The following is a 25,029-nucleotide window of genomic DNA, read 5'->3' as shown; positions in this document are numbered from 1 at the left end:
GATGGTGCCGTTGTGAATCGGGCGGCATTTTTTTACGACATCGGCATACGTCTGCTCGGTGCGCTTATCTCACTGTCTTTCATTGGACTCCTCATACTGGGTGCCTATCTCAACCTGCGTGACTTTGTCTCTATTACATGGACTTTAGTTGTTGCAGGGCATAACGAACTGAGCGGCACAGCCCTGCTCGTCATTCAGGTAGCAGTCATAATTTTTACCCTTTGGATATCGGTATACCTGTTGCGGCTCTGCACGCGCTGGTACCGTCGCTATAACGCCATCGGAACGAGAGAGGAGTTTGATCCGACAACTCGTTTTGCAACGATTTACCCTTGCGAGGAGGGTTACATCGATTTCGCCTTGACAGTGATTGCGATGGGGTTAGCGCTGCTGTTGACGGCAATCGTCGCGTACTTCATGTGGGGAGTTGGTGTGGCAGCTGCCTTTGCCGCTCTGGGCTCCGGGCTTACCGGGACAGGTATAGTCTTTTTCCTCCGTGCCATCACGCCGGGAGAGCCTTCATATACGTATTATCCCGGCACGCCGGAATTCAGCACACTGGCTGCCCAGTACATGATGGGGACTGAAGAGCGCGGTGATCTTGCCGTCGAGCTGGCGAAGATTCCACCCAGTAACATTGATTACCCTATGGCCCGAAAAATGCTCGAATCCTGTGAGACCGGGAAGGATCTTAATATCGGCCGCTTTGGCTTTGGTGTACCGCCTGGTACGCCCTTGCCTTCGATGCGCGAAGAGCCACGGGAGCGTATCGGATGAGTCGTTTTCGTTGGCTGCCGTGGATCAAGCAAAAGGGTTATCTGTTTGGCCATGAGTTGTGCTTTGCTGTTCCTCGTCGTGGACTGATGTTCGAACGCAACGTGCAGGCATTTTGTCCCACGGTGAGTAATTGCTGTGGCGAGGAAGCTCTGGCTTTTTACGATTCTGCCTATGATTCGCGTACGGGTACCGTGCTCGCTGAGTCTCTGAATGACGCGGCTTGGGCAGCGCTCGAGCTTGAGTGCGACACTAGTGGTATTTCTGATGCACTGTCTCTGGCGCGCCGCAGGTTCGTCCATTGCGAAGAGACGAGCGAGCTCGGCCAGTTTCTTGATATCTGGGTGCATCGCAATGGCCACTGCGGTGACTTGCGTGAGCCTGCTAGCCTGCGCAGGGCGGCGGAGGTCTATATTGCGCAGGATGCGCTGGCCAAGCGTGCCGCTGCTGAACAGGGGCATAGTGAGGATGTTCATCAGGACCTCTTCGACGATGAAGAGAGTGAGTGTGAAGAGGTGCAGGGGGTCAACTGGCGGCAACGCGAAATGTGTGGGCGACATTGGCAAGTGTATGAAGAATATTGCGGTCGTCGTTATTTCGGCGAGAGTTGGCTCCTGCCGTTGGGGGAGAAGCATTTTATGCGAGTTCGCCTCTATGGAATGAGCGTGGCGTTGCCGTCGCGTGAGGCACTCCAGGAGCTGCGCACATTCATCGAAGAGCGTATGCGCCGCTTCCACGTCCAATCACCCGACACCGAGATAGAGCGGCCTGGAAGCATAGCGGTAGAGCCGTGTACCACTGCCCCAGATGTGCTCGACAAACGCCTGGCTCTCGAGGAAGAGACCGCGCGGATGCCCTACTTGCTTGATCTGGCGAGGCCGAGAGTGCGTCCCCCGCGATTTGTCTCGCGTTGGTGGGTATTGCTCGGCGTGGTGTGTTTTATACGCGGATCATACGCAGCGGTGGAATATCTTGGATGGGAGCAAGTGCTAACCATTGTGGCTGTGCTTTCCATCGCCTGCGCTATACACAAGAAGTTGAAAGAATTTGAGCGAAAACCAGACAGTGAAAATAGCGGCGTTTAGCCGCGGTTGTGGTACCTGATCCTCGGCAACAAAAAAGGGCAGCCAATTGGCTGCCCTTTTTTGTTGTTGCGACTTTTTTTACGACGCTATTGCGTAAGCAATCAAGCCGGCTCGGTTTCCGTTTGCTTGGTAGCGCGTGGAGACTGGGCGGCGGCATTGATCTGCTTTTCAGCAGGTTCAGCAGGAGCGCTGTTACCGGCAGCCGGCTTGGCCGCCAGGTTATCAATACGCAGCAGCCAGGCGATGGCCGGTACCAGCATCAGCGCGCCGAGCATATTCCACAGGAACATGAAGGTCAGCAGCAGGCCCATGTCTGCCTGGAACTTGATCGGTGAGAACACCCAGGTGGCCACACCGATGGCCAGGGTCACGCCGGTAAACGCCACCGCCTTGCCGGTCTGGTGCAGGGTGTAGGCGTAGGACTCGATCAGGTTCTTGCCGTCTGCCAGAGCTTCGCGCACCTTGGTGAAGATGTAGATGCCGTAGTCCACACCAATACCCACGCCGAGTGCGATCACCGGCAGGGTGGCGACTTTCACACCGATCCCCATCAGCGCCATCAGCGCCTGGCCCAGCAGCGAGGTGAGCATCAGCGGCAGTACCACGGCCAGCACGATACGCGGCGAGCGGAAGGTCAGCAGGCACAGGGCGATGACCACGCCGTAGACCCAGATCAGCATTTCCACCTGGGCGTCTTCGATCACGTCGTTGGTCGCGGCTTCGATACCGGAGTTACCGGCGGCCAGCAGGAACTCGACCGAGTCCGGGGTGTGCTCGGCCTTGAACGCCTGCACGCCAGCCACGACCCGTTCCAGGGTTTCCGCCTTGTGGTCATTCAGGAACACCAGCACCGGCGCCATGCTGCAGTCGGCATTGATCAGCCCGGGCGGGGCTTTGCCCACAGAGGCGTTGGTGATGAACTGGTTGCGGTTGAGGCCATACCACTTGAGCGAGCCCTCGTTCATGCCGAAGTTGCCGAACTTGGACACGTCGGCCACCGACGAGACCTTCTGCACACCGGGCACGTTGCCCATGTGCGCCGCCAGCTGATCCAGCCACACCAGGTTTTCATAGGCAACGCACTGCTCGGCACTGGTCTTCGCCATCACCACAAACACGTCAGTGCTGGTGCTGTAGTTGTCCACCAGGTAGGCGTTGTCGCTGTTGTAGCGGGAGTCCGGGCGCAGTTCCGGGGCACCGGCATCGAGGTCGCCGATTTTCATAAACTGCGCGTAGTAGGCGCCGGCACCACACAGGATCAGGGCAACGGCCAGGATGGCCTTGGCCTGCTGCGGGCGGGCAAAACGCGCGAACAGGCGCTCCACCAGGGAAGCCTGGTCCTGGCGTTCACGGGCATAGGCGAGGCCGCGGGCTGAGACGCCCACGTAGCTGGCAATGATTGGCAGCGCCACCAGGTTGGTCACAATGATTACCGCTACACCGATACTGGCGGCGATGGCCAGTTCGCGGATCACGCCGATGTCGATCACCATCAGGGTGGTGAAGCCGATAGCGTCACTGACCAGCGCGGTGATACCGGCGAGGTACAGGGAGCGGAAAGCGAGACGGGCTGCGGCTACCTTGTCGGCGCCCCTGACACTGTTGTGCATGACCGCGCTGATGATCTGTACACCATGGCTCACACCGATGGCGAACACCAGAAAGGGTACCAGCATGGAGTAGGGGTTGATGCCGTAGCCCAGCAGGTTGAGTACGCCGAGCTGGCAGAACACCGCGAAGATCGAGCAGGCCAGTACAGTAAAGGTACTGCGCAGACAGCGGGAGTAGAGCCACAGCAGGGCGAAGGTGATCAGGACCGCGAGGACGAAGAACAGTACCACCTGCACGGCACCGTCGATCAGGTCGCCGATTACCTTGGCGAAGCCGACGATGCGGATCTGCACCTGGTCGCTGCTGTACTTGTCGCGCACGTTCTGTTCGAGGAAGTCAGACAGTTCGCGGTAGTCCAGCGGCTTGCCGGTTTCCGGGTTCACATCCTGCAGCGGTGCAAGCACGATCGCGGAGCGGAAGTCGTTGCCCACGAGCACGCCCACCTGGCCGGACTTGAACACGTTTGCTTTCACGCGTGCGACCATTTTCTCGGAGCCGTCGTAGCCGTTCGGGATCACGGCACCGCCGACAAAGCCTTCCTCGGTCACTTCCTGCCAGCGCACATTCGGCGTCCACAGGGATTTGAGGCCATCACGGCTCACGCCGGGAACATAGAACACCTCATCGGTGACCTGCTTCAGCACTTCCTGGAACTCGGGGGTAAAGATATCTCCCTCTTTACTCTCCACCACGATACGCACCACGTTGCCGAGGTCAGCAAGCTCCTGGCGGTAGTCCATGTAGTTGTTGATGAACTCGTGGTTGCCCGGAATCATGTTGGTGAAACTGGCTTCCGGGCGCACCTTCAGGCCCTGCCAGGTCAGTACCAGCAACAGCAGGGTGAGTATCGTCAGTACCAGCGGGCGACGGCCGAAGACCACGGATTCGCACGCGGCTTCAATGCGGGAGGTCGGGGCGCTTGTGTTGTTTGTAGATGATTGGGTCATTGGCGGCTACCTCACTTCATGTCCCAGGCGGTGACACCAAACTGGCCCGCGAGAATCAATTGTTTTCCGTCTACCGCTACGGCGGAAAACGCCGCGCCGGAGGGGTGTTTACGCACGGTGATGTCATCGGGCTGCGCCACCGGGAAACTGGCGACAATACCGCCGTGGCCCACCAGCACTACCTGTCCGTTCTGATCGATGGTGCCGCCGAGGAAGCTGGCGCCGGCCTCTACCTTGTGGTGCTGCCAGCTGTCACCGCCGTCACTGGAAACCAGCACATGTCCCTGCAGGCCAAAGGCCACCAGGTTGGGCGCGCCAGCCTGCGCGGTGATACCGAACAGGCTGCCATCGTAGGGCAGGTCCATGGACTGCCAGCTGTCACCGTTGTCGCGGGAGACGAAGCCAACGCCGCTCTCGCCAACGATATACAGGCTGCCGTCATCGCTGCGGGTAATGGCGTTCAGGTGGAAGCGGTCCGGGTTGTCGACACTGGCGCTGTGCAGCTGCCAGTTGTCGCCGGCGTCGTCACTGCACAGCAGGGTGCCATAGGCACCAACGGCAAACAGGCGCTTGCCGCCAGCAGAAACGATGTCCAGCAGGGGCTTGTTCGGTCCGGTTTCGAGTTCGGCCTGAGTGTCCTCGAGGCTGAATTCGAGCTCTTCCAGCTGGTACTCCAGCTCGCCGATGTCGGCATCTTCCGCGGCATTGTCAATGGTCTGCTGCAAGTCATCGCGGCGCTTCTCCAGCGCGGAGATCTGCAGGCGCGTGAGGTCGTAGCCGTCGAAGATCTTCTGCCACTCGCCTTGCGGGGCGCGGCGCAGGATCGCGGCGTCGTGGCCCACGGCTACCGCAGAGCCATCTGCCAGGGTTGTGACCGCAGTGAGGCCCACGCTCACAGGGGAATTCTGTTGCTGCCACTGGCCATCGGCTTGCCACTGCAGCAGCAGGCCGCGCTCGCCGGTCAGCAGGTAGCCGTCGTTAGCGGGGTGCAGGTTGGTGATAACACTCTGTGCGGCGCGGGTGCTGTGCAGCGCGGGTGTTTGTAAGAGTTCTACGTTTGCACTGGCCAGCAGGGGCTGGGAGGCAATCAGAGCCGGCAGCAGGAGCCGGGGTACAAAAAGTCTGGTAAGTCTCATAAGTCGCTTGCATGTGCTTATTATTCGGCCACTGGATTATCTGGCAGCAGCTTGGCGACTCGATATGTCATACGCGCCAATTCATTATCCAAACCCGCACGAGGGTCTGCCGTTCCCACCAGTTATTTTGGGGTGTGAATTTTGCCCCGCTTTGGGTCAGATTTTCGTGGCGCGCTAAATAGTTACGGCTTATTCGGGAGTTCTTGATAGACTCTGGCTTCAATTAGTACGCCGGTGCAAACGGTCGGCGTCGCGATGCTTGTACTCGGGTGACGAAGTGAATATTGAACACGCGGTCATAGGTGGCTGGCTGATACCTTTTATCAGGATCATGCAGTCTTGCGATATCGATATACAGGAAGCCCTGGCGGCCTGTGACATCGATATGCATGAGCTGAGTGACCAGGAATCCCGGATCACGCTCGCCAAGCTGATCAAATTGCTGAATTACGCCAGCGAGCGCGCGCCCGGTCACGACCTGCGGGTGCGGCTGGCCGAGAACTTCCACCCCAGCATGCTGCATGTACTGGGCTACGCGATGATGTCGGCGGAAACCCTGAAGGACAGCCTCGACTACATCGTGCGTTATCGCCGTATCGTGTCGAGCCTGTGTAATGTGCGTTTGAACGAGGTGCCCGGTGGCGTTGAGTTCAGTATCCGCCCGGTGCGTATCGAGCAGCGCATCGTGCCGGGGCTCGGGTTGCGTGAGGCCGAGGTGTTTATTGCATCGCTGGTCAAGTTCGCCCGCGACCTGGTGCAGAGCGACCTGACACCCCTGTGTGTCTTCCTGGAGGCGGAAGCGCCCGAGCAGCAGCCCGATGCCCTGCAGGCATTTTTTAACTGCGAGGTGCACTACGGCCACCCATACAACGCCCTGATCTTCCGTGAGGAGCATGCCACGCGCAAACTGTTCACACACAACGGGCTGATCGCCCGCAACCACGAGATCATGCTGGATGAGTTCCTGTCGCGCGTGGACAAAAATGATCTGGTCAATCTGGTTCGCTGCAAGATCTATGACTACCTGCCGGGCAGTACCCCGGCGCAGGGGGATGTGGCAGAAGTGCTGGGGATGAGTCTGCGCAACCTGCAGCGCCGACTGAGCGAGCAGGGCACCAGCTACAAGGAAATTCTGGAAAATACCCGCAAGAAGTTGGCGCTCAACTATCTGGAGCAGCCGCACCTGTCGCTGGGGGAAATCGGCTATCTGGTGGGTTTTGCTTCGGTGACCAATTTCAATCGCGCATTCAAGCGTTGGACCGGGCTGACCCCCGGCGACTTTCGGGACAACCAGCCGGTCGCGCGCCTGAACTGATCTCGCCTCGCCAGCTCCCGCCCCGGTCCTTATCTTCCCGCTTCCTGTAGCGCCGGCCTCTTCGAGAGGTCGGCTTGCCCGATCGGCGCGCACGATGGGACGTAATATGTCGCCTGTTTGCTGGCGCCCAAAGCGACGCAATTACCTCTCTTTCCATTATCTCTACACCCCGATATCCGGCAATCCGGCGCGAGCGGATAAGAAGTTGGCGCACTGCGCTAATGGAATTGCATCGACCGCTTGGGGGTTACATGGCAAGTTTTGCTCGCATGTATGGGAGAGAGCATCTATGCCGAAAACAATAAATTTATCCAGTTTCAAACGTGCCCTGATTGCCCTGGCAATCGGTGGTGCGCTCGCACCGGCCCACGCGGCGGAATACTACTTTGGTGAAGATGACGGCATTGCGCTGCGTGTTACTTCACAGCTGGACGTCGGCGCAAGCTGGCGTCTGAAAGACGCGGATCCACGCTTTATCGGTTACCTCAACGGCGGCGAGGGCTTCACCAGCACCACCGACGACGGCAACCTGAACTTCGAACAAGGCGAGACTTTCTCGAAGATCATCAAAGGCGTTCACGATATCGAACTGTCGAAAGACAATTTCGGCGTGTTCATGCGTGTTAAGTACTGGAACGACAAAGAGCTAAAAGACGAAAACCGTCCGCACGGTACCAATTCCAATGACTATGCCTCCGGCGCGCCGCTGTCCGATGAAGGCTTTTCCGAATTCGCCAAATTCTCCGGTGTTGCGCTGCTGGATGCCTACACCTACCTGGACACCGACATCGCCGAGATGCCGGTCAGCCTCCGCCTTGGTCGTCAGGTGCTGAGCTGGGGTGAGAGTACCTTTATCCAGGGTGGCATCAACGCCATCAACCCTGTGGATGTGAGCGCTTTCCGCCGCCCGGGCGCGGAACTGAAAGAAGGCCTGCTGCCAGTGGGCATGGCGTACTTCAATGCCGGCGTGACCGAAAACCTGAGCGTTGAAGGTTTTTACCAGTACGAGTGGGAGAAAACCCAGCTCGAAGGCTGTGGTACCTATTTCTCCTCCACCGACTATGCCGCGGATGGTTGTAATCGCGTAACCATCGGGGTACCAGATCCGTTGGCGGTACAGCTGGGTTACTACGCTGAGCGCCAGGACGATATGGAGCCGGAAGACGGTGGCCAGTACGGTTTCGCCGCGCGCTACTACGCCGCTGCACTGAACGATACCGAGTTCGGTGCTTACTTCATGAACATCCACTCGCGCGTGCCGTACGTTAGTGCGATTCGAACCACCATCCCCGCAGTTGTCGGAGAAGGTGCCCCGATCTTCGTGCCTTCGTCTCACCCGGAAGCTGGTGCGCTCTCTGCGTATAACCCGGGCTACGTGGTCAGCTTCCCGGAAGACCTGAAGGTGTATGGCCTGAGCTTCGCCACCAACGTGGCCGGCGTGGCGCTGTCCGGTGAACTGTCCTACAAGCCGGATACCCCGCTGCAGATCAACGGTTCCGACATCCTCAATGGTGCGCTTTCGGAAAACCCGATCTTTGCCTTTACCAACCGCGTGAACGAGGTTGGTTACGGTGAGGTGATTCAGGGTTACGACACCTTCGACCAGACCCAGCTGCAGGTTACTGCGATCAAGTTCTTCGACCGCGTACTGGGTGCATCGCGCCTGGCGCTGATCGGTGAAGTCGGTGTGTCCATGCTGGATGGTGTCGAAGACTCCGACCAGCGCTACGGCCGCAACACCGTATTCGGCCTCGGCGACTTCGACCTTGGCAATGGCCTGAACTGTACCAACCTGGTAGCCGCTGGCCAGATCGACGGCGACTGCAGCTCTGAAGGCTTTGTTACCGATACCGCGTGGGGTTACCGCGCGCGTGCCGCGCTGCAGTACCCGAACGTGTTCGCCGGTATTTCCCTGAACCCGACCCTGGCCTGGTCCCACGACGTGGAAGGCTACTCCGCAGAGCCGGGTCAGCAGTTCCACGAGGGCGCCAAGTCCCTGGGCCTGTCTGTGGAAGCGGTGTACAAGATGAAGTACAGCGCCAGCCTGGGTTACACCGCGTTTGACGGCGGCAGCCACAACATTCTGGAAGACAAGGATTTCGTTTCCCTGAGCTTCAAAGTTTCCTACTAAGAGGTAGCGATATGAAATCAACCATGAACAAGAAAATGACCACTGCGGCACTGCTGCTGGTATCCCTGATGGGCGGCAATGCATTCGCCAAGGTTTCCGAGCAGGACGCGGCCAAACTGGGCGACTCCCTGACCCCGCTGGGCGCGGTGAAAGCGGGCAATGCGGATGGCTCTATCCCGGCGTGGACCGGCGGCCTGATCAGTGGCGGTGAAGTGGCGAAGGGCAATAGCGATCCCGGCCGTCCGGTGAACCCTTTCCCGGAAGACAAGCCGCTGTTCGAAATCACCAATGAAAACCTGGCCCAGTACAAAGACAAACTGAGCCCGGGCCAGATCGCCATGTTCAAGAAGTACCCGGAATACCGTATGCCGGTGTATCAGACCCGCCGTACCGCAGCGTACCCGGAGTCTCTGTACGACGTGGTGAAGAAGAACGCGGTCAATGCCGAGCTGGTTTCCGGCGGTAATGGTGTGACCAATTTCGACACCGTGATCCCGTTCCCGATGCCGGAGAGCGCGCTGGAAGTGGTGTGGAACCACATCACCCGCTACCGCGGCGGTTCCGCGATCCGCAACACCACCGCGATCCCGGTGCAGGCTGATGGCTCCTTTGTGCCGGTCAAATTCACCGACCAGCTGGTATGGCCGGAATTCCTCCAGGGCGGCCGCGATGCCAAGGGTGACGACAACGTACTCTTCTATTACCTGCAGCAGATCACCGCGCCAGCGCGTCTGACTGGTACAGCCCTGCTGGTACACGAGACTGTGGACCAGGTGAAGGAAGCCCGTCGTGCATGGGTGTACAACGCTGGCCAGCGCCGTGTTCGCCGCGCGCCTAACGTCGCCTACGACGGCCCGGCAGAGGGCGTTGACGGTCTGCGTACCGCCGACAACCTGGATATGTACAACGGTGCCCCGGACAAATACGAGTGGAAACTCATCGGCAAGAAAGAGATGTACATCCCGTACAACGATTACAAGCTGATGGACACCTCACTGGGCTACGACGATATCGTACAGGCGGGCCACCTGAACCCGGAGTACCTGCGCTACGAACTGCACCGCGTATGGGAAGTGGAAGCGACCCTGAAAGAAGGTGAGCGCCACATCTACGCCAAGCGCACCATGTTCCTGGACGAAGACACCTGGGGCGTTTCTGTCGTCGATCACTACGACGGCCGTGGCAACCTGTGGCGCGTGGGTGAAGGCCACAACGTCATGTTCTACGACGTGGGCACGCCGTGGATGTCTGCAGAGGTATTCCACGACCTGGATTCCGGCCGCTACCTGGTAACCGGCCTGGCCAACGAAGAGCCGAAGTTCATGGAGTGGGGCAGCAAGGTCAATCGCCGCGACTTCTCCTCTGCGGCACTGCGCCGTATCGGTCGCTGATCCGGGGCGCTAGCCCGGACAACGTCCAAAAACAAAAAAGGGCCGGCTTTGCCGGCCCTTTTTTTGTTGCCTGCCTTTATCCCCGATATCCCCGACACCCCTGATACCTTCGCCCCAGTCCCGCCGGCCCCCTCGACAGGCCTGTCATCACCGAGACCCCCTTGCGAAAATCATAAGCAAGCTTACAATAAGCGCCCTTAAAACAAGCCTGACAATAAAGTTGTTCTGTGAATAAAACCGATGCTACTGCGCAGCTGGGGTTCGAACTCCATGGTGCTGCGCGCCTGTTAAAACGCAATTTCGACCGCAAGGCGAAGTCTCACGGACTCACCCGCTCCCGCTGGCAGGTGCTCTGGATCCTGAACAAGGACCAGGGCATGAAGCAGACGGAGCTGGCTGAGCGTATGGACGTGGCGCCCATCAGCCTGACCCGCCAGCTCGACCTGCTTGAAGGAGAGGGCTTGGTAGAACGCCGCCAGGATCCCCAGGACCGGCGCTGTTTCCGCGTATTCCTTACCGGGGCCGCCGAACCGGTACTGGAGACGCTACGGGGCCTCGCCCAGGAAGTGCGCAGCCAGGCACTGGTGGGGATTTCGATGGAAGAGCAACTGCAATTACTGAATTTACTGAGCCGGGTTCGCGAAAACCTGGGCCGTGAGGAGATCGTGAGTGGCTAAGGTTCTGGAAAAACTGAAGACCCGACGCATGGGATTTGCACTGGGTATCGTGGTTGCGGGGGCCGTTGCCAGCTGGTGCCTGATCGGGGGCGGCAGCAGCGTACACACGGAGAATGCCTACGTGAAAGCGGATAAGGTCTCCCTGGCGCCGGAAGTGAGTGGCGTGATCGCCGAAGTGGCGGTGCGTGCCAATCAGCATGTGAACAAAGGGGACCTGCTGGTACAGCTGGATGCCACCCCGTTTCAGCTCGCTGTGGCCGAGGCCGAAGGCCACCTGGCCCAGGTGAAAAACCAGATCCAGGCGCGCCAGGCGGATTACGCCGAAGCCGAGGCGGAGCTGCACCAGGCGCAGACCGATGCCGACTTCTACCGCCGCCAGCTGGAGCGCAATGAAAAGCTCGGTAAGGTAGCGCTGTCCGAGTCCCAGCTGGACGAATCCCGCCAGAAGCTGGACCAGGCGCGCGCCAAGATCGCGATTAATACCGAAAAACTTGCCAGCCTGCGTGCAGAACTGGGCGGCAGTTCCCAGGTGCCACCGGAGCAGCAGGCGGATGTAAAAGTGGCGCAGGCGAAGCTCGATAAGGCGCGCTACCAGCTGTCGCGCACCCGGATCGCCGCGCCGGTATCCGGCATGATTGCCAACGAGGCCCCACAGGTCGGCGAAATGGCACCAGCCGGGCTGGCAGTGGTCAGCATGCTCAGCACCGAAAACATGTGGGTGGAAGCCAACCTGAAGGAAACCCAACTGGAAAAAGTGCGCGCGGGCCAGCAGGCCCTGGTTACCGTTGACGCCTATCCGGGAGTGAAATTCCAGGCGCTGGTTGAGAGCCTGAGTGCGGCCAGTGGCAGCGAGTTCGCGTTGATCCCGCCCCAGAACGCCAGCGGCAACTGGGTGAAAGTGGTGCAGCGGGTACCGGTGCGTCTGCGCCTGTTGCCTGCGGAAGACGCGCCGGTATTGCGCGCAGGCATGAGCGCGGAAGTGTCCATCGATACCACGGAAGACAACAAGCTGGTCTCCGCCCGCAGCGATGATGCTGAGGCAAGCCGCGTTGTACTTTAAGTTGTTCCCCGAGTTGTTCGCGAGCGTGTACAGCAAAAGGACACCGCGCACATGAGTCAGACGACACAGCCCGGCGCGCTGTCTGCACCCGGACCACAGGCCAAGGCATCCGGCGGCGAGTTGATGGTCACGGTCAGCATTATGCTGGCCACCATTATTCAGGTACTGGACACCACCATCGCCAACGTGGCCCTGCCGCATATGCAGGGCAGCCTCGGTGCCAGCAGCGACCAGGTTACCTGGGTGCTGACATCCTATATCGTCGCCGCGGCGATCATGACACCACCGGTGGGCTTCCTCGCCCAGCGTTTCGGCCGCCGCCAGGTGTTCCTGTGGTCGGTAGCGGGTTTTACCCTTACTTCCATGTTGTGCGGCCAGGCTAACAGTCTGAATGAAATGATCCTGTGGCGCCTGTTACAGGGCGTGTTCGGCGCCTCGCTGGTACCGCTTTCGCAAGCTACCCTGCTGGATATCTACCCGAAAGAGAAACACGCCTCAGCCATGGGTATCTGGGGCGTGGGGGTGATGATCGGCCCGATCCTCGGCCCGACGCTCGGCGGCTGGCTCACCGAATACTACTCCTGGCGCTGGGTGTTCTACATCAACCTGCCGTTCGGAATTCTCTCGCTGTTGGGGATTTACCTGTACGTACCAGAGAGTGAAACCCGCAAGCAGCGCTTTGACGGCTTCGGCTTCGCGATGTTGGCCCTCGCTGTAGGAGCCCTGCAGATGCTGCTGGACCGCGGTGAGCATGTGGACTGGTTCGAGGCGCTGGAAATCCAGCTGTATGCCATTGCCGCCGGGCTGGGTCTCTACCTGTTTGTCGTGCACTCGCGTACAACCCAGAACCCGTTCCTGTCCCCAGAGCTGTTCCGCGACCGCAACTATGCCTCGGGCCTGGTGTTCATCTTCGTGGTCGGCATCATCCTGCTGGCGACCATGGCACTGCTGCCGCCCTTCCTGCAGCAGTGGAAGGGCTACCCGGTAGTGACTACCGGACTGGTCCTGATGCCGCGAGGTGTCGGCACCATGATTTCGATGATGCTGGTAGGCAAACTCATGACGCGCTTCGATGCGCGCCACCTGATCCTGCTGGGGATGGCTCTGATTTCTTTTTCCTTATGGGAAATGACCGCGTTCACTCTTGAGGTAAGCCGCGCAGAATTGATCCGCACGGGCCTGGTTCAGGGGCTTGGATTGGGGTTGGTGTTTGTACCTATCTCAACCCTGGCTTATGTGACACTCGAACCGCGCCTGCGGGGCGAAGCCACGGCGCTGTTCAGCCTGTCGCGAAACCTGGGCAGTAGTATTGGTGTGTCTATCGTGATGGCGGCGCTGTCGCGCAACCTGTGGGTGAACCAGCAGCAGCTGGGTGAGCGGGTGCAGATACCGCCGGGCCTGCTGGACGGTTTGCCCGCGGCAGACAGCCTGTCGGCATTGCCGGGTGTGTTGATGCAGGAGGTTAGCCGCCAGGCGGCGGAGATCGCTTACGTGAACGATTTCTATATGCTGATGTGGATCAATATCGCGGCGATGCCGCTGGTGTTTTTGCTTTCCAATCCGGATCGGAAGGGCTAGTTATCAGCTGGCGTTGTCGCTCGGTGGTTTTAGGTGGTTTTAGGTGGTTTTAGCTGGGTGGTTTTAGCTAGTGCAGTGGCAGCCTCTTGGTGGCCCTGTGCTCCACAACCTCGTCGGCAATCGTTCCGCACAGGGCCACCAAGAGGCTTTCGCGTTTAAGCACGGTGCAGATTATTTATCGGATTAATCGCACTGAAGTTTGAATTGAAGGTTCTGATACTGGGAGTTGTTTTGCGGGACCGTCTGCGGCCTGGATGGCCGCAGCCGAGCCCCCATGGATGGGTTTACGGCGTGTCCCGCAAAACAACTCGCAGTAGCAGGATCGCCACCTGGCCGGCTTCGAGCCTCCGTATGGGAAGTCGCTATTCGGCCGGATACCAGGTCTGGGTACGGTAGAAGAAACCGAGATAGCCGCGCACCATCAGGTTGCCGTCCTCTTCCCACATCTTGCAGTCGTATACCTTGCCCTTTACCGGGTCGAGGATCTGGCCGCCCTCGAACTCATCCCCTTTCTTCACCATATTGGTGACGATATCCATGCCGACAATCGTCTGGCCCTTGCGGCTGCCGGGGCACTTGTCGCATACGGTATCGTCTGGCTTCATCAACAGATCCACCACGCGGCCAAAATATTTACCGTCTTTCTCGTAAATCTCGACGATGGATTTTGCCTCCCCGGTCTCGTCATCGATGGTCTTCCAGCGTCCCACCACATCCGCAAATGCGAACTGGGTAAAGAGCAGGCCGGCGCAGGCGATCAGAAAGGCTTTGCTAAGTAATTTCATAGGGATATCCGTCGCAGAAAATAGGGCGTGACCATATCATCAATCTTGGTCAAATACTGCCTCGTGAGTCCAGCTTCAGTGTAGTTGCTGCGCCGTCCACGAGGCAGCAGGAGACTAGGACGAACAGCTGATCGGCAGATGTTTCCCCGACTCCGATGGTGCGGCGGCCCAGCTCTCAAACTCCGGGTGCTCATCGAAAGGGCTTTGCAGCAGAGTCAGGAAATCGTCCAGCGGCTGATAGTCTCCCTGTTCTGCCGCCTCGATCACCCGCTGGGCAAGATAATTGCGCAGAATGAACTTGGGATTGGTGTGCAGCATCGCCTTGCTGCGCAACCCGCTCGGGCGGGTCTCTTTCTGCAGCCGGTGGTCGTAATGATCCAGCCAGTGCGCCAGGGCCGGGTGCTGGGCGGGCGGTACCAGCGCTTCCAGTGCGGAAGCCGGCCGCTCGCCGCAATACCGGCTCAGGGCGCGGAAAAACAGCGTATAGTCCACCGGGCCGTCCGCCAGCAGCTGTAACAGATCGGCACTCAGCTGCTGATCGCCTTCATCCTCAATCTCCAGTCCGAGTTTTGCCCGCATACGCTCCGCATAAGCCTCGATCAGCAGCGGCTGGTACTGACCCAGACAATCTTTCAGGGTTTCCGTATCCAGCAGGGCAGAAAAGGCATGAGCCAGCGCATTCAGGTTCCACAGCACCACCCCTGGCTGCGCATCAAATGCGTAACGGCCAGTGTGATCCGAGTGATTACAGATAAACCCCGGCTCGTAGTCGTCCAGAAATCCGTAGGGACCAAAATCAAACGTATCGCCGATGATCGACATGTTGTCGGTGTTCAGCACCCCGTGGGCAAACCCCACCGATTGCCAGCCCGCTACCAGCTCTGCGCTGCGGGCCACGGTGAAGCGCAGCAGCGCCTCCGCCTGTGCCTGCGCATCACTGTCGGTGCTGTCCGGCAGGAACTGTTCGCACACAAACTGCACCAGCTTGCGCTGTGCTTCCAGCTGGCGGGTGTAGAACAGGTATTCGAAGTGCCCAAAGCGCACATGGCTGCGCGCCACCCGGATAAGTGCCGCGCCGGTTTCCAGCTTCTCCCGCGCCACCGGCTCCTCGCTGTCCACCAGGCACAGGGCGCGGGTACTGCGAATACCCAGCGCAGTAAGCGCTTCGCCCGCCAGGTATTCACGAATGGTGGAACGCAATACGGCGCGGCCATCGCCGAAGCGGGAATAGGGCGTCTGGCCCGCACCTTTCAAATGCAGGTCCCAGCGCAGGCCGTCGTGTTCGATTTCCCCCAAAAGCAGCGCGCGGCCATCGCCCAGGTCCGGGTTGTAACTGCCAAACTGGTGGCCGGTGTATTTCATGGCGAAAGGCTTGCTGCCGGACAGCAACACCGCGCCACTCGCAATCTGTGCCCACTGGGGATTGTCTGCTTCAGCGGAATCGATGCCGAGCAGGCTGAGCACGGCCGGATTGGTGTGCACCAGGCGGGGATTTTGCAGCGGGGTCGGCGGCAGGGCGGTGCCAAACGGCTCGCCGAGGTCGGCGTAGTGGTGGTGAAGTTTTACCTGTACGAGGGTTTTCAGTGTCGTCACTGGATACTCAGCTTCAGTTTGATGTTCTTTTCCTCCCAGCAATCGACTTCCAGGTTTAACAGGTCCTCGATGGCGGGGTACTGGTAAAGCCAGTCTTCAGCAATCTCCAGTTTATAGCCGGGGCCATCGGCGGACAGTTGCAGGGAATCGATACTGCGGTCGATATGGTCGCGGTGCACGATACAGGCGAGGCGCAGGCACAGCAGCAGGTCGTTATTCGGATGGAACCCGTAGTGTTCCCGCACTGCCTTGATATCGCCGCGCTGGTTGCGCACCAGATAGGCGAGGTTTTCCTGTTCGCTTTTGCCGAAACCGGCGAGATCCGCGTGCTCAATCATATAGGCGCCGAGCTTGCGGAAGCTGGAATGGGATAGCGCCAATCCAATTTCGTGTAGATCCGCGGCCCAGCGCAAGATGCGGCACTGGGAGACCGGGGTGAGCGGGTTTAACTGGCCGAGAAACTGCAGCGCGGTATTGGCGACACGCTCGGCCTGGGTGGCGTCAATCTGGCCGTGCTCCATCATCGCACGCACCGAGTCGGCGCGGCGATCACCACCGTGCAGGCGCCCGGAAAGGTCGTGCACGATGCCCTCGCGGATGGCGTAGGGCGAGACCTGCATTTCCTGAATATCCAGCTCGCGGAAGATTCCGTGGAGAATGGCGAGGCCTGCGGCGAACACCGGTCGGCGTTCAGGATCCAGGTGCGGCAGGTCGATCTTGTCTACGGATTTGCAACTTGCAACTTTGTCGGCGAGTGCATCAATATCCTCGCGCAATATCGGATCCAGCTCGCCATTGTTCAGAACCCGGGCGACGGACTTGACCGTGCCGCTGGCACCCATCACCAGGGCATCGTCTGCCAGGTGGCGTAGCTCCTGCAATTCGGCCTGCGCGGCGCGGCGCGCGCGCACAAAATTGTTGCGCTTGCCGGCGTCAATTTTGCCGTTGTCAAAAAACTGCCGGGTGAAGGCTACGCACCCCATGTTGACACTTTGCAGTAATTTAGGGGTTTCTACTCCCCGCACGAGCTCGGTGGAACCGCCGCCAATGTCCACCACGCAACGCAAGCGCGGTGGTCCTTCGGCTGCGGCCATCACGCCGCTGTAAATCAGGCGTGCTTCCTCGATGCCGCTGATGATTTCTATCGGCACACCGAGGATCGCTTCCGCCGCCTCAAGAAAGCCGTCGGCGTTGTCCGCCGCGCAGCGCAGTGTGTTGGTACCGACGACGCGCACATGTTCGAGAGGCAGGTCCTGTAACACCGGGCTGAAGCGCCGCAGGGCTTCGAGCGCGCGCTCGGCCACGGCGGGGTCCAGGTTGCGCAGGGCATCCAGCCCCTCAGCGAGGCGCACCATGGCACGGTCGGTGTGCAGGCGCACCATGCGCTGGTCGCGGAATTCCGCCAGCAGAAGGTGGAAGCTGTTGGAGCCAAGATCGAGGGCCGCGTAACGTTCCGCGACGGTATCGGTTGTCATATATGCTTGATGTCAAATTGTTGTAACAAAAATGTAGCAAACTGCGCGCATTTCCCCGAGCCGGCAGGATGGCCGTATGCTTAACCTGGATGCTGAATTCTCTCATCCGCCATTGACAATAGCAGCAACCGATATGGCAAATGATACTCCGTTATTTCCCAAAGAACTGAGCTGGCTCTCGTTCAATGCGCGCGTACTTCAGGAAGTGGAGGATCAAAGTGTGCCCATTATCGAGCGGGTGCGCTTTCTGGGGATCTTTTCCAACAACCTGGATGAATTCTACCGGGTGCGGGTAGCTGATGTGCGGCGGCTTGCCACATTTGCTAAAGGCAGCAAAAAGAAAGAGCAGTTTTCTACCCTGCTATCCAATATCAACGAGAAGGTGCTGCGCCTGCAGACTCGTTTCAGCAATGCCTATGCCCAGGTGCTCAAGGATCTGGGTGAACATCATATCCATCTGATCAATGAGCATCAGCTGACAGAAAAGCAGCGCGCGTATGTCGAGTCCTATTTCCAGAGCGAAGTGCTGCCGGAATTGGAACCATTTTTTATCGATGACCGGGAAAACATGCCGCTTCTGAACGAGGCGAGTTTTTATTTTGGCATTTACCTGGAACTGGCAGATGGCAGCCTGCGTTTTGCCGGCCTGGAAATTCCCACGGATACCCTGCCGCGCTTTATCGCGGTTCCGCCGCGGGAGAAAACGCACGAGCGGGTGTATATCGTGCTCGATAACGTCATCCGGGCCTGCCTGATCGATGTGTTCCGGCATGTACTGCCCATCGAAAAAGCCCTGGCCTTTACCTTCAAGATCAGTCGCGATGCGGAACTGGAGCTGGGTGAATATGTGACCCAGAATATTGTTGATCGCGTGGCCAAGTCGCTGAAAAAGCGCAAGCAGGCCGAGCCGGTACGGCTGGTGTACGATTCCACCATGCCCGAAGTGCTGCTGGATATGATCAAGAAAAAGTTGAGCATGGGGCGCTACGACAGCTACACACCCGGTGGCCGCTATCACAATTCCAAAGATTTTATGAGCTTTCCGTCGGACCTGAAGGCGCACACGTACCGCGCCCGTGAGCCGTTGCCGACTATTCCCGACAGCGCCAATATCTTCGACTGGATGGATACCGCCGATCGCCTGTGTTACTACCCGTACCACGATTTCCGCGTGATCACCAAGTTGCTGGCGTCCGCTGCGCTGGACCCCAAAGTAAAAGAAATCCGGATCAATCTGTACCGGGTGGCGAAAAATTCCCGCGTGGTGGCGGCGCTGGTGAATGCGGTGCGCAACCAGAAGCAGGTCACCGCGGTTGTGGAGTTACAGGCGCGCTTTGATGAGCAGGCCAATATCCACTGGTCCAACGAATTGAGTGATGCCGGTGTCGAAGTGATCTACGGTGTGCCCGGCCTCAAAGTACACTGCAAACTGATCTCCATTGTGCGCGAGGAAAATGGCAAACCGCGCTATTACAGTCACTTTGGCACCGGCAACTTCAACGAGAGTACCGCGCGTTTTTACTGCGATTTCAGTCTGCTGACGGCGGACGAAAAAATGGGAGAGGATGCCTTCCGGGTATTTGATTTCATCAAGCAGACGCACCTGCAGCAGCACTACAACCATATCTGGGTTTCCCCGTATACCAACCGGCCCAACTTGCTCGCTGCGATTGATAAAGAAATCAGTGCCGCGGTGGCGGGGCAGGATGCTGAGATCTTTATCAAGTGCAACAACCTGGTGGATTCCGAAGTGATCGAGCGCCTGTACCAGGCAAGCACGGCAGGGGTTAAGGTCCGCATTATCGTGCGCAGCATGTGCGCACTGCTGAGCCAGACCAAGGGGCTATCAGACAATATCAGGGTAATCAGCCTGGTGGATAAATACCTGGAGCATGCGCGGGTGTACATGTTCCACAACGATGGCGAGCAGAAAGTATTTCTCTCTTCTGCGGACCTGATGACACGCAACCTGGATCACCGGGTGGAAGTCACCTTTCCCCTGTTGGATGCGCGACATCGAAAGACCGTGCTGGATATCCTGGAGCTGCAATGGCAGGACAATCAGAAAGCGCGCGTGCTCGATGCAAACCAGAGCAATACCCGTATCGCGAATCCCAAAAGCCGTAAGAATGTACGTGCCCAGGATGCGATCCGCCGGTATTTGAAGACGCGTGAAGTTTGAGGCGCGAAGACTGCTGGGAGGCTGGCGGCAGGAACGCTCAGTTCTTACTGACGCCGACGAGCTTGCCCTTGCTGAAAGAAAAGCGGTAACGCTCGCCGACCTTGAAGGTGTTCTTGCAGCTTGATTTGATTGTGATACGTGGAAATTGGGGGGTGACAACCCAGGTGGAGAAGTCATCTTCCGGCCCGCGCTTGATCAGCCAGTAGTGGTCTCCCTGGGTGCACACGCCGCGCTCCATACAATTGTCAAAGCCCCAGACATAGGCGCGTACGTCGTACTTGGATGGCAGGCCGGTGGCGGGGTGAAAGGGCTCGCGGGCGTCGCCGGAAAAGACAAACAGGTCGTCAAAGCTGGCGAGATTGTAACCTTTGGCGCGCGTCTTACAGCTTACGGTGTGTACTTTCACCGATTGGTCTGTTTCGTCAGGCTTGGATTTTTCGGCCTTGGTTTCTGGCTCCATCGCACTGGGCAGGTAGCCGCAACCAGTGGCCAGGGCAGCGAACACCGCAATGAACAGCGTCAAAACCGGAACCGATCTGAAAAACCGCACTGCTAACCTCCGCGGACTTTCCCTGCCAGGCAATACTTCCTTAACTATAGACACTCCATGGAAACTGGCAGGGCCGGTAGTCTAACTCCCGGCCCGCGGTGGCGTACGCTTGATGGGCAGGCGCTGGAAGCGGATCTTGCGCCGATACGGGAAGGTGCTTTCGATACGGCCGGCGCGGATCCTTTCCTGCAGGCGCTGCCAGTAGCGGTAGTCGTAGAGGTCGCTGTGCTGGTCCTCAAAGGCCTGACGGGCCACCGGGTTGCCGGAGAAGAACAGGCGAAACTCTTCCGGGAATACATCGGCTTCGGCGACGGTATACCAGGGGCGGTCGGAAAGCTCCTGTTCGATGGTCCGAGGCTCGGGAATCTTGCGGAAGTTGCACTCGGTGAGCGGGCAGAGTTCGTCGTAGTCGTAAAACACCACGCGCCCGTGACGGGTGACGCCGAAGTTCTTAAGCAGCATATCGCCGGGGAAAATATTCGCCGCTGCCAGCTGCTTGATGGCGTTGCCATACTCTTCCATCGCTTCGATGGTCTGTTGCTCGTTTGCCTGATCCAGGTACAGGTTCAGTGGCTCCATGCGGCGCTCAACATACAAGTGCTTGATGATGATCCACTTGTCGTCCATTTCCAGCTTCGATGGCGCCAGGGTTTTCAATTCCTCGATCAGCTCCTCACTGAAACGATTGCGATAGAAAATGAAATTGGTGTACTCCTGGGTATCCGCCATGCGGCCCACACGGTCGGAGCGGGATACGAACTTGTATTTGTCCTTTACGATCTCTTCGGTCACTGTTTTCGGATTATCGAACTTGTCCTTGATGATCTTGAATACCACCGGGTAGGAGGGCAGCGTGAACACGCTCATCACCATGCCCTTGATCCCGGGGGCGATTACGAACTTGTCGTTGCTGACCTTCATATGCGCGAGTATGTGGCGGTAGAACTCGGTCTTGCCGTGTTTGTGGAAGCCGATGGAGTTGTACAGCTCGGACTTTTCCTTCAGCGGCATGATGGTGGACAGGAAGCGCACGAAGCGCGATGGAATTGGTGCATCCACCATGAAGTACGAGCGGGTGAAACTGAAGATGATGCTGGACGAATCATTATCGTAAATCACCGTATCCACAAACACGCCGCTGCGGCCGTTGTTCAGGCACGGCATGATCAACGGGATGACTTCACCGGCAAACATCAGGCGCCCGACAAGGTAGGCGGCTTTATTGCGATAGAACACGGATTCCAGCATGTCGACCCGCAGCCGCTGTTCGTCTTCAGCGCCATTGAGGTGGGCGAGGGGCCCTGCACGCAGGGCTGCACAGATATGGCCAATATCCCGCGCACTGTCTTCCCAGGGAATGGAGAATTCATAGTCGGCGAGGATGTCTTCGATCATGGCCTCGAGACCATCGCGGCCGTTGTAGCTTATGTAAATGCTGTAGTCGCGCAGGGGTTTTTCATCGGGTGCGCGGGAGGATTTCACGAAAATATGGCTGTCGTGAATATGCGCATGCTGGAACTGGCTGCAGAAAATCGAATTGAAAAACGTTTCCGCAATCTCATAGTTGTTGTGATTGGCAATCAGCTGACCGTAGGTTTCCTTCGCCTGCCGCCACAGGTCCAGCTGGCTGGTGTCCTTGCTGGTAACCGTGTGTACGAGCTTCAGTACCTGGTTGACCTTGACCTTATACAGGTCGATACGCTCCTTGTTGGTCTCGTGTACACCGGTCCAGGAGGCGGTCTCAAAACGGGCTTTTGCGCCCAGGGTGATGTTCTGGAAATCGGCGAAATACGCATCGAAACCATTGAGAATGGTCTTGGCAATACGGCGTGCGGTCGGAGAGTGATTGGTCATGCACTAGACTCAATTTGATCATGCTTTTCTTCTTAGCCGATGTTAGCACGGGCATTCGGGAGCGCACTTGGACGATTGGATCAGCAGCTTTGTCTTTTTCTTTGCGGTGATCGACCCGGTGGGCACCTTGCCGGTATTTATTGCGGTCACCAGCCGGCACAGTGAGTGGCAGCGCCGCAAGATTGCCCTGCTCGCAGTGGCTGTGGCCACGGGAATTCTGCTGTTCTTTCTGCTGCTGGGGCAGTACCTGCTCGAGGCCATCGGTGTGCCACTGTCCGCATTCCAGGTCGCCGGGGGAATCGTTCTGTTCCTGTTTGCGCTGACGATGATCTTCGGTGAGGGCAAGCCGGAGCGGGAAGTGGAAATCATCCGCGAGGGGCATGAAACGGCGATTTTCCCTTTGGCCGTGCCATCTATCGCCTCACCCGGCGCCATGCTGGCAGCGGTGGTACTGACAGACAATTACCGTTTTGACTCGGTGCACCAGCTGAACACGGCCAGCGCGATGATGGCGGTATTGGGCATAGTGCTGGTGATATTGCTGACGGCGAACTGGATCTTTCGCTGGATAGGTAATGCCGGCGCCAGCATCGTCAGCCGCGTGATGGGGCTGATACTGGCCTCAGTGGCTACGACCAACGTGTTGCTGGGGATTCAGCAGTTTTTCGCGGTGTAGCCGCTGGTTATGTTCGTCTCTGCAGCCTTGTTGCTAGGGGCCCCGGCCGCGTATTAGCCGCAGGATCAGGAGTATCACTGCGATCACCAGTAATATGTGCACGAAGCCGCCCATGGTGTAGGAAGTCACCAGACCGAGCAGCCAGAGCACCACAAGAATGACAATAATCGTCTCGAGCATACGAGTTACCTCTTCACTGTGAGTCCGTCGATCGCGTATGACCTGCGGACGTCCCGTATACCCTGGAAACATTAGTCTGCGGGTAGGCGTCCAACCAAGTCTGTTTTCCCGGAATTTCCAATCCGCATAAGTATCTGCTCCTATATCGGGAATGAATCTGAGTCGCGGCTTCCCGCGTAAATCAGACTCACGGTCTTTTCATACACCCGATAACTGGCTGTCGGGTGTAAGAAATGGTCGGGATCACACGACAACGCATTACCCTTTTACACGTCAGTCGGCGGGAATGGGTGAGTCCCGGCCGGTGCCGGGATGGAAGTGGACTCAACGGGAGAGCACGATGTTGATAAAAAACCGTAGCCGCGGCGATGTGGCGGAATCTCAGGTGACGCCCGAGCAGGCGTATGTTTCCCGCCGCAGCGTGATCAAAGGTCTGGGCGCCGGGCTTGGTATCACTGGTATCGGTCTGCTCGGAGGACATTCCCTGGCCTTTGCGGCTGATGAGGCCCCGCGCAAGCCGCTGGATTTCCAACCGCAAAAGCCGGCACCGGACCTGATCCTGACCCCGGACAGCAAGGTGACCAATCACAACAATTTCTATGAGTTCGGCACCGGCAAGACGGATCCGGCGCAGAACGCCCAGGGACTCAAAACCGAGCCCTGGATCCTCACGGTCGAAGGCGAGGTGGAAAAACCGGGCACGGTCGATGTGTGGAAACTGATGGGCGAGATTGGGCTCGAGGAACGCATTTACCGGATGCGCTGTGTGGAGGCCTGGTCCATGGTGATTCCCTGGGTGGGGTTTGAACTGGGGAAATTCCTCAAGCAGTTCGCGCCCACCAGCCGGGCCAAATACGTCGCTTTTGAAACCCTCTACGACCCGGAGCAGATGCCGGGCCAGCGCAACCGCTATGTGGGTGGTGGCATTGATTATCCCTATGTGGAGGGATTGCGCATCGACGAGGCGATGCACCCGCTGACCATCCTCTCGGTGGGACTTTACGGTAAAACCCTGCCGCCGCAGAACGGCGCGCCGATCAGGCTGGTGGTGCCATGGAAGTACGGATTCAAGGGCATCAAGTCCATCGTCAAGATCCGCCTGGTGGAAGAGATGCCGCCCACCAGCTGGAATCGATTGCTGCCGAAAGAGTATGGCTTTTATGCCAACGTGAACCCCGCCGTAGATCACCCGCGCTGGTCGCAAGCCACCGAGCGGTTTATTGGTCCCGGCGGGCTGTTCTCGGTCAAACGTCAGGCCACGTTGCCGTTCAATGGCTATGGCGAGGAAGTGGCAGCGCTGTACAGCAATATGGATCTGAGGAAGTTCTACTAGTGGTGGTATCGACAAAGAGTGCGGCCTGGCGCAAACCGCTGGCGCTTGCACTGCAGGTGGCGGTGCATATTGGCGCGGCGCTACCTCTCCTGTGGTTGTTTTACGCGATAAACGCCGGACGCCTCGGCGGCGATCCGGTGGTGGAACTTATCCACTACCTGGGCCTGGGTACCCTGCGTTTGCTGCTACTCACACTCCTGATATCACCGCTGGCGCGCTGGCTGGGGTACGGGCAGCTGAATCGGCTGCGCCGCCCGCTGGGGCTGTGGGCTTTCGCCTGGGCCTCTTTGCATTTCAGCGCCTGGATGGCGCTGGACCTCGGGTTCGACTGGTCCCTGATTGGTAGTGAGCTGGTCAAGCGCACCTATATCCTGTTGGGCTTTTCGGCGTGGCTGATGCTGCTGGCGCTCGCGATCACATCGCTGCCGGCGCTTATGCGGCGCATGGGTAAAAGCTGGAAAAAGCTTCACAGGCTTTTATATGTGGTGGTGTTGCTGGCCTGCTGGCACTTCTGGTGGTCGGTGAAGAGCGGCTGGATCGAGCCGGCGATCTATCTTTGCGTGGCGCTGTTGCTGTTACTGTGGCGGCGAGAAGGGGTAAGCCGCTGGTTGCGGAGTTTCAAGCGCTGAAAAGCGTTGGTAAAACCAAGTGCCGGATCGGCGTCACCTGACGCGGATGCCCGGCACTTTTATCGGA

At 58.5% G+C, this 25,029-nt stretch carries 20 protein-coding genes; 12 read left to right on the top strand and 8 right to left on the bottom strand.

The window, feature by feature from the left end:
• The first annotated feature begins 12 nt into the window (after positions 1-12).
• Together LC093_RS15390 and LC093_RS15385 are read left to right on the top strand one after the other, a co-directional pair.
• A complete protein-coding gene (locus LC093_RS15390; RefSeq protein ID WP_226666698.1) occupies positions 13-777 on the top strand; it encodes a hypothetical protein in 765 nt (254 codons plus the stop codon).
• Entirely contained in the window at positions 774-1,859 is a 1,086-nt protein-coding gene (locus LC093_RS15385) for a hypothetical protein (RefSeq protein ID WP_226666694.1), read from the top strand. Before LC093_RS15390 ends, LC093_RS15385 begins: the two co-directional genes overlap by 4 nt.
• Positions 1,860-1,960: 101 nt before the next feature.
• Here the strand turns inward: LC093_RS15385 and LC093_RS15380 are convergent, their stop codons facing one another.
• Together LC093_RS15380 and LC093_RS15375 are read right to left on the bottom strand one after the other, a co-directional pair.
• A complete protein-coding gene (locus LC093_RS15380; protein ID WP_226666691.1) occupies positions 1,961-4,417 on the bottom strand; it encodes an efflux RND transporter permease subunit in 2,457 nt (818 codons plus the stop codon).
• Between the two features lie 11 nt (positions 4,418-4,428).
• A complete protein-coding gene (locus LC093_RS15375; RefSeq protein ID WP_226666687.1) occupies positions 4,429-5,553 on the bottom strand; it encodes a WD40/YVTN/BNR-like repeat-containing protein in 1,125 nt (374 codons plus the stop codon).
• A 277-nt stretch (positions 5,554-5,830) separates the two neighbouring features.
• On the opposite strand from LC093_RS15375, the gene LC093_RS15370 reads away from it, so the two are divergent.
• The 6 genes from LC093_RS15370 (at position 5,831) to LC093_RS15345 (ending at position 13,705) form a co-directional block, all read left to right on the top strand.
• Positions 5,831-6,868 carry an AraC family transcriptional regulator gene (locus tag LC093_RS15370; protein WP_226666684.1) on the top strand — a complete coding sequence of 346 codons (1,038 nt, stop codon included), beginning with the start codon at positions 5,831-5,833 and terminating at the stop codon, positions 6,866-6,868.
• Positions 6,869-7,157: 289 nt separating this feature from the next.
• Positions 7,158-8,999, top strand: a complete 1,842-nt coding sequence (locus tag LC093_RS15365; RefSeq protein WP_226666682.1) for a DUF1302 domain-containing protein — start codon at positions 7,158-7,160, stop codon at positions 8,997-8,999.
• Positions 9,000-9,010: 11 nt separating this feature from the next.
• Complete coding sequence (locus LC093_RS15360; protein WP_226666675.1) at positions 9,011-10,390, top strand: DUF1329 domain-containing protein; 1,380 nt, start codon at positions 9,011-9,013, stop codon at positions 10,388-10,390.
• Positions 10,391-10,617: 227 nt separating this feature from the next.
• Positions 10,618-11,067 (top strand): MarR family winged helix-turn-helix transcriptional regulator, encoded by a 450-nt coding sequence (locus LC093_RS15355; RefSeq protein WP_226666673.1) that lies wholly within the window; start codon positions 10,618-10,620, stop codon positions 11,065-11,067.
• Positions 11,060-12,127, top strand: a complete 1,068-nt coding sequence (locus LC093_RS15350; protein ID WP_226666668.1) for an HlyD family secretion protein — start codon at positions 11,060-11,062, stop codon at positions 12,125-12,127. Before LC093_RS15355 ends, LC093_RS15350 begins: the two co-directional genes overlap by 8 nt.
• Positions 12,128-12,178: 51 nt before the next feature.
• Positions 12,179-13,705, top strand: coding sequence for a DHA2 family efflux MFS transporter permease subunit (locus tag LC093_RS15345; RefSeq protein ID WP_226666666.1), 1,527 nt, complete (start codon positions 12,179-12,181; stop codon positions 13,703-13,705).
• A 362-nt stretch (positions 13,706-14,067) separates the two neighbouring features.
• Here LC093_RS15345 and LC093_RS15340 read toward each other — a convergent pair whose 3' ends face one another.
• The 3 genes from LC093_RS15340 to LC093_RS15330 form a co-directional block, all read right to left on the bottom strand.
• Positions 14,068-14,490, bottom strand: coding sequence for a DUF2147 domain-containing protein (locus LC093_RS15340; protein ID WP_226666664.1), 423 nt, complete (start codon positions 14,488-14,490; stop codon positions 14,068-14,070).
• Between the two features lie 114 nt (positions 14,491-14,604).
• The gene (locus LC093_RS15335) at positions 14,605-16,083 is read right to left on the bottom strand and encodes a protein adenylyltransferase SelO (protein WP_226666660.1); all 1,479 of its coding nucleotides are present in this window, start codon (positions 16,081-16,083) and stop codon (positions 14,605-14,607) included.
• Positions 16,080-17,558: a Ppx/GppA phosphatase family protein gene (locus LC093_RS15330; RefSeq protein WP_226666657.1), complete on the bottom strand. Its 1,479-nt coding sequence runs from the start codon at positions 17,556-17,558 to the stop codon at positions 16,080-16,082. Before LC093_RS15330 ends, LC093_RS15335 begins: the two co-directional genes overlap by 4 nt.
• Before the next feature lie 133 nt (positions 17,559-17,691).
• Between LC093_RS15330 and ppk1 the strand changes: the two genes are divergently transcribed.
• Positions 17,692-19,740, top strand: coding sequence for a polyphosphate kinase 1 (ppk1, locus tag LC093_RS15325; RefSeq protein ID WP_226666654.1), 2,049 nt, complete (start codon positions 17,692-17,694; stop codon positions 19,738-19,740).
• Positions 19,741-19,777: 37 nt separating this feature from the next.
• Here the strand turns inward: ppk1 and LC093_RS15320 are convergent, their stop codons facing one another.
• Both LC093_RS15320 and aceK read right to left on the bottom strand, forming a co-directional pair.
• Complete coding sequence (locus LC093_RS15320) at positions 19,778-20,290, bottom strand: hypothetical protein (RefSeq protein ID WP_226666652.1); 513 nt, start codon at positions 20,288-20,290, stop codon at positions 19,778-19,780.
• A gap of 81 nt (positions 20,291-20,371) precedes the next feature.
• On the bottom strand, positions 20,372-22,144 hold the full coding sequence (gene aceK, locus LC093_RS15315; RefSeq protein WP_226666650.1) for a bifunctional isocitrate dehydrogenase kinase/phosphatase: 1,773 nt from the start codon (positions 22,142-22,144) through the stop codon (positions 20,372-20,374).
• 67 nt (positions 22,145-22,211) lie between these two features.
• On the opposite strand from aceK, the gene LC093_RS15310 reads away from it, so the two are divergent.
• Positions 22,212-22,820, top strand: coding sequence for a MarC family protein (locus LC093_RS15310; RefSeq protein ID WP_226666649.1), 609 nt, complete (start codon positions 22,212-22,214; stop codon positions 22,818-22,820).
• A 33-nt stretch (positions 22,821-22,853) separates the two neighbouring features.
• Here LC093_RS15310 and LC093_RS15305 read toward each other — a convergent pair whose 3' ends face one another.
• The gene (locus tag LC093_RS15305; RefSeq protein WP_226666647.1) at positions 22,854-23,000 is read right to left on the bottom strand and encodes a lmo0937 family membrane protein; all 147 of its coding nucleotides are present in this window, start codon (positions 22,998-23,000) and stop codon (positions 22,854-22,856) included.
• Positions 23,001-23,340: 340 nt separating this feature from the next.
• Here LC093_RS15305 and msrP point away from each other — a divergent pair, with 340 nt between their 5' ends.
• On the top strand, positions 23,341-24,333 hold the full coding sequence (gene msrP / locus LC093_RS15300) for a protein-methionine-sulfoxide reductase catalytic subunit MsrP (protein WP_226666645.1): 993 nt from the start codon (positions 23,341-23,343) through the stop codon (positions 24,331-24,333).
• Positions 24,333-24,962: a protein-methionine-sulfoxide reductase heme-binding subunit MsrQ gene (msrQ, locus tag LC093_RS15295; RefSeq protein WP_226666644.1), complete on the top strand. Its 630-nt coding sequence runs from the start codon at positions 24,333-24,335 to the stop codon at positions 24,960-24,962. Before msrP ends, msrQ begins: the two co-directional genes overlap by 1 nt.
• The last annotated feature ends 67 nt before the right edge of the window (positions 24,963-25,029 follow it).

It is taken from the genome of Microbulbifer aggregans, from assembly GCF_020524005.1.
Lineage (GTDB): Bacteria > Pseudomonadota > Gammaproteobacteria > Pseudomonadales > Cellvibrionaceae > Microbulbifer > Microbulbifer aggregans_A.
The sequence above is the reverse complement of the archived record's forward strand: the minus strand, read 5'-3'. Positions and strand labels throughout refer to the sequence as shown.